12 protein-coding genes and 1 pseudogene are annotated in these 16,332 nt (G+C 65.4%); 6 read left to right on the top strand and 7 right to left on the bottom strand.

Annotation, left to right across the window (positions count from 1 at the left end):
• Positions 1 to 65 precede the first annotated feature (65 nt).
• On the bottom strand, positions 66 to 1,046 hold the full coding sequence (locus ACZ9CK_RS13840) for an ABC transporter substrate-binding protein (RefSeq protein WP_476050218.1): 981 nt from the start codon (positions 1,044 to 1,046) through the stop codon (positions 66 to 68).
• 368 nt (positions 1,047 to 1,414) lie between these two features.
• On the opposite strand from ACZ9CK_RS13840, the gene ACZ9CK_RS13835 reads away from it, so the two are divergent.
• Together ACZ9CK_RS13835 and ACZ9CK_RS13830 are read left to right on the top strand one after the other, a co-directional pair.
• A complete protein-coding gene (locus tag ACZ9CK_RS13835) occupies positions 1,415 to 3,952 on the top strand; it encodes an alpha-L-arabinofuranosidase C-terminal domain-containing protein (RefSeq protein WP_476050217.1) in 2,538 nt (845 codons plus the stop codon).
• A 135-nt stretch (positions 3,953 to 4,087) separates the two neighbouring features.
• On the top strand, positions 4,088 to 6,346 hold the full coding sequence (locus tag ACZ9CK_RS13830) for an immunoglobulin-like domain-containing protein (RefSeq protein ID WP_476050216.1): 2,259 nt from the start codon (positions 4,088 to 4,090) through the stop codon (positions 6,344 to 6,346).
• 63 nt (positions 6,347 to 6,409) lie between these two features.
• On the opposite strand, the gene ACZ9CK_RS13825 is transcribed toward ACZ9CK_RS13830, so the two are convergent.
• The 4 genes from ACZ9CK_RS13825 to ACZ9CK_RS13810 all read right to left on the bottom strand — a co-directional run bounded on the left by ACZ9CK_RS13825 (position 6,410) and on the right by ACZ9CK_RS13810 (position 10,439).
• Positions 6,410 to 7,216, bottom strand: a complete 807-nt coding sequence (locus tag ACZ9CK_RS13825; RefSeq protein ID WP_426299388.1) for an amino acid ABC transporter ATP-binding protein — start codon at positions 7,214 to 7,216, stop codon at positions 6,410 to 6,412.
• Positions 7,217 to 7,226: 10 nt separating this feature from the next.
• Complete coding sequence (locus ACZ9CK_RS13820) at positions 7,227 to 8,018, bottom strand: amino acid ABC transporter permease (RefSeq protein ID WP_426299387.1); 792 nt, start codon at positions 8,016 to 8,018, stop codon at positions 7,227 to 7,229.
• Positions 8,019 to 8,106: 88 nt separating this feature from the next.
• A complete protein-coding gene (locus tag ACZ9CK_RS13815) occupies positions 8,107 to 8,913 on the bottom strand; it encodes an ABC transporter substrate-binding protein (protein ID WP_426299386.1) in 807 nt (268 codons plus the stop codon).
• 200 nt (positions 8,914 to 9,113) lie between these two features.
• A complete protein-coding gene (locus ACZ9CK_RS13810; RefSeq protein ID WP_426299385.1) occupies positions 9,114 to 10,439 on the bottom strand; it encodes an isochorismate synthase in 1,326 nt (441 codons plus the stop codon).
• A 44-nt stretch (positions 10,440 to 10,483) separates the two neighbouring features.
• Between ACZ9CK_RS13810 and ACZ9CK_RS13805 the strand changes: the two genes are divergently transcribed.
• The 4 genes and pseudogenes from ACZ9CK_RS13805 (at position 10,484) to ACZ9CK_RS13790 (ending at position 15,076) form a co-directional block, all read left to right on the top strand.
• Entirely contained in the window at positions 10,484 to 11,245 is a 762-nt protein-coding gene (locus ACZ9CK_RS13805; protein ID WP_476050215.1) for a demethylmenaquinone methyltransferase, read from the top strand.
• A 35-nt stretch (positions 11,246 to 11,280) separates the two neighbouring features.
• Positions 11,281 to 12,612, top strand: a complete 1,332-nt coding sequence (locus ACZ9CK_RS13800; protein ID WP_476050214.1) for a geranylgeranyl reductase family protein — start codon at positions 11,281 to 11,283, stop codon at positions 12,610 to 12,612.
• A gap of 10 nt (positions 12,613 to 12,622) precedes the next feature.
• Positions 12,623 to 13,727 (top strand): annotated as a pseudogene (locus ACZ9CK_RS13795) (polyprenyl synthetase family protein).
• Positions 13,728 to 14,299: 572 nt separating this feature from the next.
• A complete protein-coding gene (locus tag ACZ9CK_RS13790; protein ID WP_476050213.1) occupies positions 14,300 to 15,076 on the top strand; it encodes an endonuclease domain-containing protein in 777 nt (258 codons plus the stop codon).
• A 96-nt stretch (positions 15,077 to 15,172) separates the two neighbouring features.
• On the opposite strand, the gene ACZ9CK_RS13785 is transcribed toward ACZ9CK_RS13790, so the two are convergent.
• Together ACZ9CK_RS13785 and ACZ9CK_RS13780 are read right to left on the bottom strand one after the other, a co-directional pair.
• Positions 15,173 to 15,595, bottom strand: coding sequence for a hypothetical protein (locus ACZ9CK_RS13785; protein WP_426299373.1), 423 nt, complete (start codon positions 15,593 to 15,595; stop codon positions 15,173 to 15,175).
• Between the two features lie 18 nt (positions 15,596 to 15,613).
• On the bottom strand, positions 15,614 to 16,300 hold the full coding sequence (locus tag ACZ9CK_RS13780) for a trimeric intracellular cation channel family protein (protein ID WP_476050212.1): 687 nt from the start codon (positions 16,298 to 16,300) through the stop codon (positions 15,614 to 15,616).
• Between the last annotated feature and the right edge of the window lie 32 nt (positions 16,301 to 16,332).

Below are 16,332 nucleotides of genomic sequence, written 5' to 3'. Positions count from 1 at the left end.
GTTCCGTGCGGCGGCAGCCGGGTGCCGCCGCACGGGGTTCCGGGGGCGCCGGAACGGGTACTGGCCTAGTAGGGGCGCGTGGCCAGGGCCTGCTTCGCCTGCTCCTGGGTAAAGGTGGTTTCCTCGGTGACGACGCGCTCTGGCACGCTCTCGCCGGCGACGACCTTCTTGGCCAGGTCCATCAGCTGGTCGCCGAGCATCGGGCTGCACTCGACGATGTAGTTGATCTTGCCATTGCTCAGGGCGGTCATGCCGTCCTTGACGGCGTCGATGGTGATGATCTTGATGTCCTTGCCCGGCACCTTGCCCGCGGCTTCGATGGCCTCGATTGCGCCAAGGCCTTCGTCATCGTTGTGGGCAAACACGACGTCGATGTCGGCGTTGTTCTTGAGGAACGCCTCCATGACCTGCTTGCCGCCGCTGCGGGTGAAGTCGCCGCTCTGGGAGGCGATGACCTTGAGCTTCGGATCGGACTTGATGGCCTCCGCGAAGCCTTCCTTGCGGTCGTTCGCCGGGGCGGACCCGGTGGTGCCCTGGATTTCGACGATGTTCACGGTGTCCGTGGCGGACTTGGAATCCTTCACCAGCCATTCGCCTGCCTTCTTGCCTTCTTCCACGAAGTCGGAGCCAAGGAAGGTCTTGTAGAGGGACTTGTCTGCCGAATCCACCGCCCGGTCGGTGAGGATCACCGGGATCTTCGCGTTCTTGGCTTCCTTCAGCACCGTGTCCCAACCCGATTCCACCACCGGCGAGAAGGCGATGACATCGACCTTCTGCTGGATGTACGAGCGGATGGCCTTGATCTGGTTTTCCTGTTTCTGCTGGGCATCAGAGAACTTCAGCTCGATGCCTGCCTTCTTGGCCGAGTCCTGGATGGACTTGGTGTTGGCGGTGCGCCAGCCGCTTTCGGCGCCCACTTGGGCAAAGCCCATGGTGATCTTGTCGTTGCCGGAGGCGCCCGCCGCGCCGGCGCCCGCGCTGCCGCCGCAGGCGGTGAGGGCGAGCATGGATGCGGCAGCCACCGCAAGCAGGGATTTCTTGAACACAATTTCCTCCCGGAGGCGTAGGTACATGCAGGCGGGAGAAACTCGTACACCGCCATTGCTGCAAGTGAGCTGATGCGCTCTGCGAAACATTGTGAACGCTAACAATTTCATCGTCAAGTAGCCTGCGTCACAAATCCAATCCGCCCCGAAGGGTCTGTGGGGCTTTTTGAAAACCCCTTTACAAGCCGTGCGGCAATGGCGAATACTCGTGTCCGGCGACCCGGTTGTTAGCGTTCACAAAGTTGTTGGAGCTGGCCATTCAGATTGTTCGATGCGCCCTTCGGCACGATGCCGGAACCGGCCGGACGCCGCCCCCAGTCCTGCGCCGTAGTCCCGGCGGACCATTCAATGGAGAAAGGCCCTTTCCCATGTCAAGCAAAGCAACTAGCCCCGCCAGGCGGGCATGCACCATGGTGCTTGCCGGCTCACTGGCCGCAGCCGTGCTGGCCCTCGCGCCGGCCATCGGAGCGAGCGCCGAACCGCCGGAGAACCGCACCATCAACATCAACGCCGCAGGCTCGGGAGCATCGATCGAGCCGACCATGTACGGGGCCTTCTTCGAGGACATCAACCAGGGCGCCGACGGTGGCATCTATGCCGAACTCGTCCAGAACAGGTCGTTCGAGTTCAACTCCGCCGACAACCGAACGTTTACCCCGATGACCGCTTGGGAAACCCTGCGGCGCGGCAGCGATGGAACGGTCGCCGTCGTCAACGACGGTGACCGGCTGAACGAGAACAACCGGAACTACCTGCAGATCGACGCCACCACGGCCGGCGCGGGAAGCGGCGCCGGCGTCGGCGTGCGCAACAGCGGCTGGAACGCCGGGCAGAAGCTCGAGGCGAAGAAAAAGTACAACTACTCGGTGTGGGCGCGGACCTCCAACCCCGCTGGCTCCACCCTTGCCGTGACGCTGGAGACGGCGGAAGGCACCCGGCTGGCCCTGGCCACCATCAAGGTCAAAGGTGACAACTGGGCCAAGTACGAGACCACCCTGTCGCCCAAGTCCTCCACCGGCGCCGGCCGGCTCGCCACCGTGGTCCAGGGAACGGGCACAGTCCGGCTGGACATGGTCTCCCTGTTCCCCGAGGACACCTGGAACGGCCGGGAAAACGGCCTGCGCAAGGATCTTGCCGAGAAGATCGATGCCCTGCACCCCGGATTCCTGCGCTTCCCCGGCGGCTGCATCGTCAACACCGGGAGTTACGACAGCTACACCGCGCCCAACTACACCCGGGCCCGCACGTACCAGTGGAAGGACACCATCGGCCCGGTGGAGCAGCGCCCGGCCAACCGGAACTTCTGGGGCTACAACCAGAGCTATGGCCTGGGCTACATGGAGTACTTCCAGTGGGCCGAGGACATGGGTGCGGTTCCCGTGCCGGTGGTTCCCGTGGGCGTGACCGGCTGCGGGGACAGCAACCGGGCCCCGGACCAGGCAACGCTCGACCGCTACATCCAGGACACCCTGGACCTGATCGAATTCGCGAACGGCGACGCCAGCACCGAATGGGGCGCCAAGCGCATCGCCTACGGCCACCCCGCACCCTACAACCTCGAACGCATCAGCCTGGGCAACGAGGAATACAAGCCCGAATTCAAGGCGTACTTCACCCAGTTCTACAACGCCGTGCGCAAGGCCCACCCCGAAATCAAGATCATCGGAAACACCGGCCCGTTCAGCCAAGGCCCGGAGTTCGAGGACCTCTCTGCGTTCAACGCCACCACGGGCGTGGACCTGGTGGACGAGCACTACTACAACGAGCCGTCCTGGTTCCTGAACAACAACCACCGCTACGACTCCTACAGCCGCGACAGCTACAAGGTGTTCCTCGGTGAATACGCGTCCAGGGGGAACAAGCCGGAGAACGCGCTGGCGGAAGCCTCCTACATGACCGGCCTCGAGCGGAACGCGGATGTGGTCAAGATGGCGTCCTACGCGCCGCTGATCGCGAACGTGGCCAACACCCAGTGGAGCCCGGACATGCTGTTCTTTGACGGCACGTCCGTCCGGAGCACCCCCAACTACGAGGTCCAGAAGCTGTTCATGAACAACGTCGGAACCCAGGTGGTGCCCAGTACCCAGGACAACCCGGCCTCCACCGTGGCGCCGATCGCCGGCAAGATCGGCCTCTCAACCTGGGCCACTTCCGCCCGTTACGACGACGTCAAGGTCACCGGCGCGGACGGCGCCACCCTGTTCAGCGATGACTTCTCCGGAACGGCGGCAGCCTGGACGGGCAACGGCACGGGGTCCTGGTCCATCCAGAACGGCGCCTACGTGCAGTCCAGCACCACCGCCCAGAACACCATGGTGACGGCCGGCAGTGCCGACTGGAACAACTACACGCTCAGCACCAAGGCCACCAAGCTGGCCGGCTCGGAAGGCTTCCTCGTCGCCTTCGGCGTGAAGGACACCGGAAACTACTACTGGTGGAACCTGGGCGGCTGGAACAACACGAAGTCCGTGGTTGAAAAAGCCGTCAACGGAGGCAAGACAAACGTCATCGAAAAGAACACCACCATCGAGACCGGCAAGGAATACGACATCCGGATCGAAGTGTCCGGACGCGTGGCCAAGCTCTACCTCGACGGCGTCTTGTGGGGCACGGTGGACGATTCCCAGGCCGACCCCGTGTACTCGGTGGTCACCAAGGACGCCGCGTCCGGCGACACCATCGTGAAGGTGGTCAATACCTCCGCCGAAAAGACCCCGGTGGACATCAAGGTGGCCGGCGCGGCCAACATCGGTGCCACGGCGGCGGTGACCACGCTCAAGCAGACCGCCGACGGGCAGAACCTGGCCCCGGCGTCGAGCACCTTCAGCGGTGCGGGATCTGCCTTCACGTATGAGTTCGAGCCCAAGTCGGTCACCTTCATCCGGCTCGCCGCAGCCCGCAAGTAGGCAACACCGAAGCCCATGGCTTGGACCGGGAAGGCCCGGCTGGATCGCAGCCGGGCCTTCCCTTGCCATCCCACCGTTTGCTTCCATCATCCAGTTCAAGCGGCCTCCGGGCCGCCCGACACGAAAGTGTGACCCATGCTCCCGCTCCACTCACGGGCCCGCACCGGCCCGGCCATCACCACGGCAGCCGCACTGGCCGCATCCGCGGCGCTCGCCCTCGGCAGCCTGGCCGCCGGCACAACCGCACATGCCGCCGTCGACGACGGACTGGTCCTTAAGTACAACCTCACGGAAACCGCCGGCACCGTGGCGGAGGACAGCTCCGGCAACGGACGCAACGGCGTGGTCAGCGGCGACGCCACCCTGCTGGGCGCCGAAGGGCTGCAGCTCGGCGGCAGCAACGCCTACGTCAAGCTGCCGGACGACGTCATGCGCGGCCTCGACTCCATCACGGTCTCCACGGATGTGAAGATCGCAGCGGACCAGGGCACGCCCTACTTCATCTGGGGTCTGGGCAACACCAGCAACGGCGCGGGCAACGGCTACCTCTTCACCACCGGAAACTCCTACCGCACCTCCATTGCCAGCGGAAACTGGTCCACCGAACAGACCACCAGCGCCAACCGGGATCTTGCGCGAGGGGCCTGGAAGACCATCACCTATACCCTCAGCGGCGGAACCGCCGTTCTTTACGAGGACGGCACCGAAGTAGCCCGGAAGACCGGCGTCACGATCACGCCGGGCAGCATCGGAGGAGGAACGACGACGGCGAACTACCTGGGGCGCTCCGTCTACAGCGCGGACAAGTACCTCAAGGGCCAGGTCCGCGACTTCCGCATCTACGACCGGGCCCTCTCAGCGGACGAGGTCCGCGAACTTGGCTACGTTTCCCCGGAACAGCGGGTCACGCTGGACCTGCAGGAGCTGACCTTGGGCGATACCTCCGCCGTGACGACGGACCTGTCGCTGCCCGCCGCCGGCCCCAACGGCTCCGTTTACACCTGGTCGTCTACCAACCCTGCCACGGTGTCCGCGGACGGTGCGGTGACCCGCCCGGCCTACCGGACGGGAAACGCCTCCGTGACGCTGACCGCTACGGCCACCTCCGGCGGAGCATCGGCGTCGAAGTCCTTTGCCGTCACGGTGCTGGAAGACATCAGCGACCGGCAGAAAACCACTGAGGCCGCGGCAGCGCTGAACGTGTGGGATGCCGACGCGATCCGCGGCAACATCACCCTTCCCACGGCGGGGCTGCACGGCACCAAGGTGGAATGGAAATCGGGCGACGACGCCGTCATCACCGCCACGGGCGAGGTCACCCGGCCCGCCTACGGCAGCAAGCCCGCCGTGCTCAACCTTCAGGCCACCGTCACGGCCGGAAAAGCCAAGGAGCAGAAGCGGTTCCGCGTCACGGTGCTTCCGCTGCCCAGGGCCGAAGCCAAGGAAGGCTATGCCTTCGCGTACTTTACCGGCAACGACCTCGCCGGGGAGAACATCTACATGGCCGCCAGCCGCGGCAACGACGCCCTGAAATGGGACGAACTGAATGGCGGCAAGCCCGTGCTCAGTTCGAGCCTCGGCACCAAGGGCCTGCGCGACCCCTTCGTCATCCGCTCCCCGGAGGGCGACAAGTTCTACCTGATCGCCACCGACCTCTCGATCGGCAGCGGAACCAGCTGGGATGCTTCCCAGCGCCAGGGCAGCCGGTACATCGAGGTCTGGGAGTCCACTGACCTGGTCAACTGGTCCGCGCAGCGGCACGTGAAGGTCTCGCCGGACACCGCCGGGAACACCTGGGCGCCGGAAGCACACTATGACGCCAGGATCGGCGCCTACGTGGTGTACTGGGCGTCGAAGATTTACGCGGACAACGATCCCAACCACAGCGGCGGCACCTACAACAAGATGATGTACGCCACCACCCGGGACTTCCGTACCTTCAGCGAGGCCAAGGTGTGGAACGACCCCGGCAACTCGGTTATCGACTCGACGGTCATCGAGGAGGGCGGCACCTTCTACCGGTTCACCAAGGACGAGGGCCAAGTGTCGGGCTGCCTGGACATCATGCAGGAGAAGTCGGACGACCTTCTGGCGGTGGACCTCCCGGCCACCAGCCCGCGCAACTGGACCCTGATGGGAAACTGCATCGGCAAGAAGGCAGGAACCGGCGGGGTGGAGGGGCCCACGGTCTTCAAGTCGAACACCGGGGACAAGTACTACCTGTTCGTCGATGAATTCGGCGGCCGCGGCTATATCCCGCTCGAAAGCACCAGCCTTGAAAACCCGGACTGGAAGCTCTCCACGAACTACGAGCTGCCCCGGGCGCCGCGCCACGGCACGGTCCTGCCGGTCACCAAGACCGAGCTGGAGCGGCTGCGCACCCAGCTCGGCTGAGCAGGCAACGGACACAAGAAAGGCTCCGGCAGTTTGCCGGAGCCTTTCTTGTACTGGAAGTGCCTAGTCCTCTGCGACCTCGATGTGGGTCGGATCCAGGACGCGGCGCAGAAACTCCTGCGTGCGCGCCTGCTGGGGCGCGCCGATCACCCTCTCGGCCACGCCTTCCTCAACCACCACGCCACCGTCCATGAAGACCACGCGGTCGGCCACTTCGCGGGCGAAGGCCATTTCGTGCGTGACCACGAGCATGGTCATGCCTTCGCGGGCGAGCTTGCGCATGACGGCGAGGACGTCGCCGACGGTTTCGGGGTCGAGCGCCGAGGTGGGCTCGTCGAAGAGCATCAGCTCGGGGTTCATGCTGAGCGCCCGGGCGATGGCCACACGCTGCTGCTGGCCGCCGGAGAGCTGGTCCGGGAAGCGTTTGGCGAGGTGCCCCAGGCCCACGCGTTCCAGGTTCGCCTGTGCGATCTTGTCCGCTTCGCCCTGGGAGCGCTTGAGCACCTTGGTCTGGGCGATAGTACAGTTCCGCAGCACGTCCAGGTGCGGGAAGAGGTTGAACTGCTGGAAGACCATGCCCACCTTGCGGCGCATCTTGTCGATGTCCACATCCGGGTCGGTGGCTTCGAAGCCGCCCACCTGGATGGCGCCTTCGTTGGGCTGTTCGAGCAGGTTCACGCAGCGCAGCAGGGTGGACTTGCCGGACCCGGAGGGGCCGATGAGGCAGACGACCTCGCCCGGCCGCACTTCCAAGCTGATGCCCTTGAGCACTTCGTTGGAGCCGTAGGACTTGCGGAGGTCCTTGATTGACACGCCGGCGGCGTGCACCGTCTGGGTGCCTCCGGGGTTGGTGGTTTCGACGTCGTTCATGGCTTCCTGCCTATCGCTTGGTCCGCGCGCTGCGGCTTTCGAACTTCCGGGCCAAGAGGCTCAACGGGATGGTGACCACAAGGTAGAAGGCGCCGGCCACCAGCAGCGGCGTCAGGCCTGCGCCGAGGCTGGAGATGCCGTCGCGGCCGAACTTGGTGAGCTCGTACTGCGAGGCGGTCAGGCCGAGCACGTAGATCAGCGAGGAGTCCTTGGTCAGCAGGATGATCTCGTTGGTCAGCGGGGGCAGCACGATCTTGAATGCCTGGGGGATGATGATGGTCACCATTGCCCTCCACTGCGGCATGCCCAGGGAGCGGGCTGCTTCCAGCTGCCCCTTCGGGACCGCCTGCAGGCCGGCGCGCAGCGTTTCGGCGATGTAGGCCGCCGCGACCATGCCGAGGGACACCATCACCACAACGAAGATAGGCCACTGCACGCCGAAGGCCAGCGGAACGCCGTAGCCGAAGGCGATGAAGACCAGCAGGGCGGGAATGCCGCGGAAAAACTCGATGTAACCGGTGGCGATCCAGCGGTACAGGGGGAAGCTGGAGAGCTTCATGAGGGCCAGCAGCAGGCCGCCGGACAGGCCCAGGACGAAGCCGAGTGCCGTGTAGATCAGCGTGTTGACCAACCCGGCGGTGAAGATCCCGGGGAACATCGGGCCGATCCTGCCGAAATTGAAGACGTTGGCGCTGATGGTCTTCCAGTCGGTGGCCAGCAGCAGGGCTGCGATGGCCACCACGAAGATTCCTGCCTGGACGTACAGGCTGACTTTGGCTCGTTGACGTGCGGTCATTGCCATGGTGTTCTCACATTCATGTTGCGCAGCTGAGGCCCCGTGCAGAGTGCTTTACACGGGGCCTCGCGGCGTGTGTCTCAGGCCGGACGTACTACTTTGCGGCTTCGCCGAAGTAGGTTGTTTCGAGCTTCTTCAGGGTGCCGTCGTCGGTGAGGCGCTTGAGGGTCGCGTTGACCTTCTCGGCCATGGCGGTGTTGCCCTTCTTGATGGAGATACCGAGCTTTTCGCCGGTTGCGTAGTTCTCCACGCGCTTGAACTTGGAGTCGTCCTTGATGGCGTAGCCGAGCACGGACTGGTTGCCCAGGGCGGCGTCGATGGTGCCCGCCTTGAGGGCCTGGACCAGGAGGCCGGTGTCCTCGAACTGCTGTGCGTCGATGCCCTTGTCCTTGGCGTAGGCGGCGCCGGTGGTGGCCTGCTGCACGCCCACCTTCTTGCCCTTGGCACTGTCGATGTTGGTGATGCCGGAAGCCTCCGAAGCGACGAGGGTGAGGTCGTCGTTCAGGTACGGGTCCGAGAAGTCCATGACGTTCTTGCGGGTGTCCGTGATGGAGATGGAGGAGATGGAAACGTCGCAGCCGGTCAGGGCGGTGCCGGTTTCGATGGCCTCGAAGGAGCTGTCCACAACGCTGAGCTCGGCGTTCAGGTCCTTCGCCAGTTCGGCGGCGATGTCCATATCGAAGCCGACGATCTTGCCGTCCTTCTGGTATTCGAAGGGCTCGTAAGGGATGTCGGAGCAGACCGTGAGCTTGCCTGCGTTGATCAGGCTGACTGAGTTGGAGCTGCTTGCTGCGGGTGCAGGAGCGCCGCCGCCACAAGCGGTCAGGGCGAGGGCGCCGGCTGCGAGGAGACCTGCCGCCTTCACCTTGGAACTGCTGAGGAACGAACGGGAGATATGCATTTGTTTACCTTTTGTTGCGGGGGACGCGAAGCAAATCGGTCTTTAGTGTAGCGCCGACCATGAGATGTTCATCACAGGAAACTAAGTTTCACTATTGGATAACCAAGTCGTCCAAAAATCAAGCCTATCCCTGACGGCAAAGTCTGTAATCCCAGATTCCGTGGCCGGAAAGTGAGGGGCCCGTCCCCGCAGGGTGACGATCAGCCCTGGATGCCCAGGGATTCGAGCATCGGGCGGAACTTCGCCCAGGTTTCGGCGAGCTCGGCTTCCGGAACCGAGCCTTCCACGATCCCGCAGCCCGCGAACATCCGTACCGAGGTGGGCGACTCGATCACCGCCCCGCGCAGGGCGATGCCCCATTCCCCGTTGCCCGCCGCATCCAGCCAGCCCACCGGCCCGGCGTACGGTCCGCGGTCCATGTGCTCAAGGCGCCGGATCAGCTCACCGGCCACGGTGGTCGGCGTGCCGCAGACGGCGGCCGTGGGGTGCAGGGCGTTGATCAGCGCCAGGCAGGTGGGAACGTGACCTTCGATGTCGGCGAGCTCGGCCTTCACATCGGAGGCCAGGTGCCACACGTTCGGCAGTTCCAGGATGAACGGTTCACTGTGCGCGTTCAGGGCCTCGGAGAAGGGTGCCAGTTGGGTGGTGAGCGACTGGATGGCGATCTCGTGTTCGTGCCGCTGCTTCTCCGATCCGGCTAGCACCCGCTCGGCGTATTCCATGGGGGAGCCGTCCACGCCCTCGGCGTCGCGCCGGTCCAGCGTTCCGGCCAGCACCCGTGCCTGCGCGGTGCGCCCCTCCACCTGGATCAGCATTTCGGGGGTCGCGCCCACCAGTCCGTCCACGCCGTAGGTCCAGCATTCCCGGTAGTTGCGCGTCAGTTCGCGCAGCACTCCCGCGGCCCGCACGCCGTCGGGCAGGGTGGCCACGACGTCGCGCGCCAGCACCAGCTTTTCGAGCTTACCGGTGCGGATTTCGGCAACGCCGTCCGCCACCGCCTGCTTCCAGTCCTCTTCGCTCAGCGAACCGCTTTTCAGCGTGAAGGACTGCCCGACGCCGGTGCTGCCGCCGGTGGCTGCCTCGAGTCCGGTATCCGGGACATCAAGCCAGCCCGCCAGGGCGGCGCGGGCACCGGCTTCGGTGAGTTCGACGTCGTCGAGGGTCAACTGGGTGAGCCAGGAGCGTCCGTCGCGGATGCCCACCACGATTTCCGGCAGGATCAGCCGGGACTCGAACGGCGAAGTCTTCGAGAAGGCGAAGGTTCCGAACGCGAGGGGGCCGGTGCCGGGAATGCCGACATGGTCGGTGATCTCGGCTTCGATCACCATGTGCCGCCACCAGATATCGGCCTCGAGGAAGCGCTCGGGTCCGCTGCCGGTGAAGCGGGTGAGTTCGCCGAAGGCCACCAGGCCGTCCTCGCGACGGGTCCAGCAGAGGGCGTCGTCCCGCACCAGAAACGACGGCAGCCCCCCGGCGGTGGCGTCTTCATCGAGGGGGACTGTCAAGGTGCGGAGCGTGCTCGTCATGATGGAACAACAGTACTCCGGGGATTGTCTGAGACAATTGCTGGGTGAACCGAGCATCCTTGGAAAAGCGTCCGGACGAAGTTGCGACGATGTTTGACGATGTCGCCCCCAAATACGATGTCGTGAACGATGTCCTCTCCATGGGGCAGACCCGGCGCTGGCGCCGGGTGGTCGTCGAAGCCGTGGACGCAAAGCAGGGGCAGCGGGTCCTCGATCTCGCCGCCGGAACCGGAACCTCCAGCGAGCCGTACGCCGACGCCGGGGTCGACGTCGTCGCCTGCGATTTCTCCCTCGGGATGCTTAAGGTGGGCAAGCGCCGCCGCCCTGACATCAACTTCGTGGCCGGCGACGCCACCAACCTTCCCTTCGCGGACAACAGCTTTGACGCCACCACCATTTCCTTCGGCCTGCGCAACGTCAACGAACCGCACAAGGCGCTTGCGGAAATGCTGCGCGTGACCAAGCCGGGCGGGCGCCTGGTAATCGCCGAATTCTCCGCCCCGGTGGTGCCGCTGTGGCGCACGATGTACACCGAATACCTGATGCGTGCCCTGCCGGCCATCGCCACCAAGGTCTCCTCCAACCCGGATGCCTACGTCTACCTCGCCGAGTCCATCCGCGCCTGGCCGGACCAGGACCACCTGGCCGCGTGGCTGCAGGAAGCCGGCTGGCAGGATGTCACCTACCGCAACCTCAGCGGCGGCATCGTGGCCGTGCACCGGGCCCGGAAGCCGGCCGCCGGGCACGCGGACAGTGTTCCGGTGGCCAAGCTGCGCCGCCAGCTCAAGCCGCGCCGCGCCTCCTAGTTCCCTCCGAAAGCCTTCCCTTAAACAAGGACGTCGTGAACGTACTGATTGTTGGCGCCGGGCCCGCCGGGTCCACCGCCGCGTATTACCTTGCCCGCGCCGGTGTCGAGGTGACCGTGCTGGAAAAGACCAGCTTCCCGCGGGAAAAGGTCTGCGGCGACGGCCTCACCCCGCGTGCCGTCCGTGAAATCCAGAAGCTTGGCCTGCCGCACGCCGAAGCGGACGGCTGGCGGCGCAACAAGGGCCTGCGCCTCATCGCGGGCGGCCGCACCATCGAACTGCCCTGGCCCGAGGTTTCGGATTTCCCCGGCTACGGCCTGATCCGCACCCGCCTGGGCTTCGACGAGGAACTGGCCCGGCACGCCCAGGCCGCGGGCGCCGTCGTGCTGGAACGGCACAGTGTCACCGAGGCGCTGCGGGCGGAGGACGGGCGCGTTATCGGCGCACGGGCCGCCATCCTTGACGACTCCGGACGCAAGACCGGCGAAACGCGCGACTTCCATGCCGACGTCGTCCTTGCCGCCGACGGCAACTCCACCCGGACGGCGGTGTCGCTGGGAATGCACAAGCGCGATGACCGGCCGCTCGGCGTCGCCGTCCGCACCTACTTCACCTCGCCGCGCACTGATGACGACTGGATGGAGGGCTGGCTCGAACTTCCTGGCAAGTCCGGCAAGCCGCTGCCAGGCTACGGCTGGGTGTTCGGCGTCGGCGACGGCACCTCCAATGTGGGTCTGGGCATCCTGAACTCCTCCAAGGAGTTCGGCAAGCTGGACTACAAGCAGGTCCTGCGCGAATGGACCGCCGGCATGCCCGCCGAATGGGGCTTCACCCCGGAAAACCAGGTGGGCGAGATCCGCGGCGCCGCGCTGCCCATGGGCTTCAACCGCACCCCGCACTATTCGCCCGGGCTCCTCCTGCTAGGCGACGCCGGCGGCATGGTGTCCCCGTTCAACGGCGAGGGCATCTCCTACGCCATGGAGTCCGCGCGCTTCGCCGCGGAGTTCATCATCGACGCTTCCGCCCGCGCCGTTTCCGCCGGCGGAACGTACGACGCCGATGCGCACCTCGCGCGGTACGCGGACTATGTGCGGGAGCAGTGGGGATCGCACTTCACCCTGGGCAGGGCCTTCGCCACGCTCATCGGCAAGCCCGCTGTCATGAAGCTCGCGCTGCGGACGGGCATGCCCATCCCGCTGCTCATGCGCTTCGTGGTGCGCCTGCTCGCCAACCTCACCGACTCCTCCGCCAAGGGCTTCGAAGACCGTGTGATCCGGGTCCTTGAAGCCCTGGTGCCAGCCACCTCCAACACTGGCGCTTTGAACGCCGCCGGCTCCGACACCGCGGTTTCCGCAACGACTAGTTAGGGTTAAGCCTGTGACTCACTCTGCCGAACACAGCTGGACGCACGCCGGGCACGGACTGCCCGACACTGCGGAACCCGCTCCCAGCACCACCGCGATCGCCACGGGACTGCAGCTCCCCGCCGGATTCGCCGCCATCGCCGCCGACGCCGAGCTGGGCCCCGCCATCACCACCAACCTCGCCCGCGTGGAGAAGCAGCTCCGCGAGGCCATCGCCAACTCGGATCCCCTGGCGGACGCAACGTCGCGTCACCTGGTGGAAGCCGGCGGCAAGCGCATTCGGCCGTTGCTGACCCTGCTGTGCGCGCATCTGGGCGACGCCTCCCGGCCCGAAGTAGTGCAGGCCGCCGTCGTCGTCGAACTGACGCACCTGGCCACGCTCTACCACGACGACGTGATGGACTCCGCGCCCTTCCGCCGCGGTGCACCCACGGCGCACGAAGTGTGGGGCAACTCCGTGGCGATCCTCACCGGGGACCTCATCTTCGCCCGCGCCTCGATCCTGGTTTCCGAGCTCGGTTCGCGCGCCCTGGGCATCCAGGCCCGCACCTTTGAGCGCCTGTGCCTGGGCCAGCTGCACGAGACCGTCGGTCCGCGTGAGGACGAAGATCCCGTGGCGCACTACCTGTCCGTCATCGCCGACAAGACCGGGTCCCTTGTGGCTGCTTCCGGCCAGCTCGGCGCCATTTTCGCCGGGGCCGACGAAGCCTTCGAGGACGTGCTCGTTGAGTACGGCGAAAAGGTTGGCGTTGCCTTCCAGCTGGCCGACGACGTCATCGACGTCACCGGCGTCAAGGTCAAGTCCGGCAAGTCCCCCGGGCACCGACCTGCGTGAAGGCGTGCCGACCCTTCCGGTCCTGCTGCTCCGCAAGGCCGCGGCGAACGGTGACCAGTCCGCCGTCGAACTCCTCACGCTGGTGGACGGCGACCTGTCTTCGGATTCGGCGCTGGCCGAGGCTGTTGCGGGGCTGCGCGAGCACCCCGTCACCGCCGAGTCCTGGGTGATTGCCCGCCAGTGGGCCGCCGAAGCCGTTGCCGCCCTGGCGCCGCTGCCTGAGGGCGTGGTGAAGGATTCGCTGACCAACTTCGCGCACGCCGTGGTGGAGCGCAGCAGCTAGTTTCCTGTTTGACGCCCAACTGGCTCGCAGTTGTTGTCGTTTTGAGTGCCCAGAACGACAACAATTGCCAGTCAGTTGAGCGCTGCTGTCTAACGGGCGCTGGTGTCTAACGGGTGCTGGTTAAACGGAATGACCCCGGCTTCCCGCAACGCTACAAGTCAAGCGTTGCGCGAAACCGGGGCCATAATCTCCGTTCGCATCAGACCCACCGGAGGCATTTAGTGAATCCGTGAAACAGCTTATGACAACTTTGTCATAAACGCAACCTTGGCGGTCAATACTCATTTCGGCGTCGGGTGGACGCCATCCTGACCGTGTTTGCCCTGGCGTCCCGTGCGACGCGCCCGCCCGGCGGCAGGATGCACCTCGAAGACCGTGAAAAAGGGTCAGGAACGGGCCGGTTATTCACATAGGAGGTCCCGGCGCGGACAAACCAGTCCGGCGGCTGGTGAAGTCGTCACATGGAGCCCGTTCAATTTGTCTGTAAGCGGGGCGGAGTGGCCCGAACGGCGCAGCTCCGAAAGGCCGGATTTTCCTGGACGGAGCTGTCGAAGGCCCTCCAGCACGGCCGCTTGACCCTTATCCGCAGTGGCGTTTACGCCGTCGACAAGCCGGACCGGGCGATTCTTGCTGCGGTGCAGGCGAATGCGAAACTGACCTGCATCTCGGCAAGCCGGGTTTACGGTCTATGGCAGTTGCGCGAGCCCGGGACGCCGCAAGAGTCCGGAGCGCTCCATTTGAGTTGCGGGAACGGGATCCCCAAGGCGAACGTCGTGGACCATGCGACATGTAGGCATCGTGCCCACCCCTACCTGCCCGTGGCGGGGCTGGCCGACGTGCTCCTCCATGCCTTACGGTGCCTGCCTGAGTTCGAAGCCCTGGTGATGGTGCAATCCGCCGTCAGCCAAGGGAACATCACTGTGGAATTCCTGAGGCGGAAGCTTCCCGGGAACCGCAATGGCGCCGCCCGCGCGGTGCTGGACCTTGTGATTCCGCGGGCGGATTCCTTGACGGAGGTCCTGGCCCGCACCCATTTCATCCGGGCGGGCCTCAGGGTCCGCATGCATGCCCAGGTGCCGGGCGTGGGCGAGGTCGACTGCCTGATTGAGGACTGCATGGCGGTGGAGCTCGACGGCGGCAGCCACATGGAGCCGCGGCAGGTCAAGAAGGACCAGCGGCGGAACAATGCGGCATTGAGGGCCGGATTGCTGCCTTTGCGGTACTACTACGACGACGTCGTGCACCACCCGGGGCGCATGGTCGCCCAGGTGCTCACCGTCCTGCGCCTGAGGGAGGCTGGAGCGTTTGCCTCGGCGCGGCATTCGCGGTTTCTTCCTGACCCTGATTGACACGGCAAGGGCCGCGACGCGCCGTTGGAGAGGCTTTTCGCGGCCCTATCGGGTTCAAAAAGGGTCAGGAAGGCAGCAGCGTGAGCCCCTCGGCCCCTAGTCCTCGTCGCTGAAGGCCCAGTCGAACATGTCGAAGACGAACTCGGAGAACGTCCCGTCCTCGCTCTTCCACTGCCCGCGGACGTTGTTCCGGCGCCACACGATGGGGTCCGGGACGCTGAGCTCGGACACCCGGAAGCCCCAGGTGAAGCGCTCCTCCTCGTCCTCGAGGAACATCAGGAAGCCTTCGTCGTCCACCTCGAGTTCCTCGGGGTCCCAGAAGTAGTGGTAGGCCTCCATGAGGTCTTCACAGCCGCCCAGGGCGAGATAGAACTCGCGCAGCACCAGCGGGATGGTGAAAGTGTGGGCGGAAAGGGCCTCATCCAGCTCGGCCTGGCTCAGGCCGTCCTCCTCCTGCCATTCGTCCTCGAGATACTTTGGAACAAGCGCGCGGAACTTCTCGAGGAACATGTCAGTCATGGCTTCCATCCTAGCCAATCAGGAGCGGCGGAATTTCTTCCGCTGGCGGACCTTGACCTTGGTGCCCTGGCCTGTCCGGTACCAGCCCCGCACGGCCAGCGGAACCCGCCATCCGTAGTGCCAGGCTGCCACGCGGAACAGGAACACGGCGGCAGCAACGAGGCCCGCGCTGGCCCCGTTGAAGGTGCCACTGTGCCAGAGCCACGCGGTCAGTGCGGCCCCCAGGAAGGCCGGCAGGGCATACAGGTCGCGGTCGTTGAAAAGCGACGGGACTTCGTTGGCGGTGATGTCCCGCAGCACACCGCCACCCACCGCCGTCGTCACGCCCAGGAGTACGGCGGCCACCGGGTTCAGCCCGGCCACCAGGGCCTTGATGGTGCCGGTGATGCAGAACAGGGCCAGCCCGCCCGCGTCGAACAGGGTGAGCAGGGAGGTGAAGCGCTGGACGCTGAAGAACAGGAAGTACACCAGTCCGGCGGCGAGCACGGGCGGCAGCAGGTATACGGGGTTGCTGAAGGCCGCGGGAATACCGGTGCCGATGATGATGTCCCGGATGACCCCGCCGCCAAGCGCCACGAGGCTGGCCAACAGGAGCGAACCAATGATGTCGAACTGCTTGCGGGCGGCCAGCAGCGAGCCCGATACGGCGAAGAAGAACACACCTGCCAGATCCAGCCACACCAAGGCCAGGTCAAAGCTGAACACGCGCGCGTCTCCTCGTCATCGGGGGAATGTCA

The sequence above is a fragment of the Arthrobacter sp. TE26545 genome (genome assembly GCF_056279005.1).
Note: the sequence above shows the minus strand (reverse complement) of the source record. Positions and strands in the feature narration are given on the sequence as shown.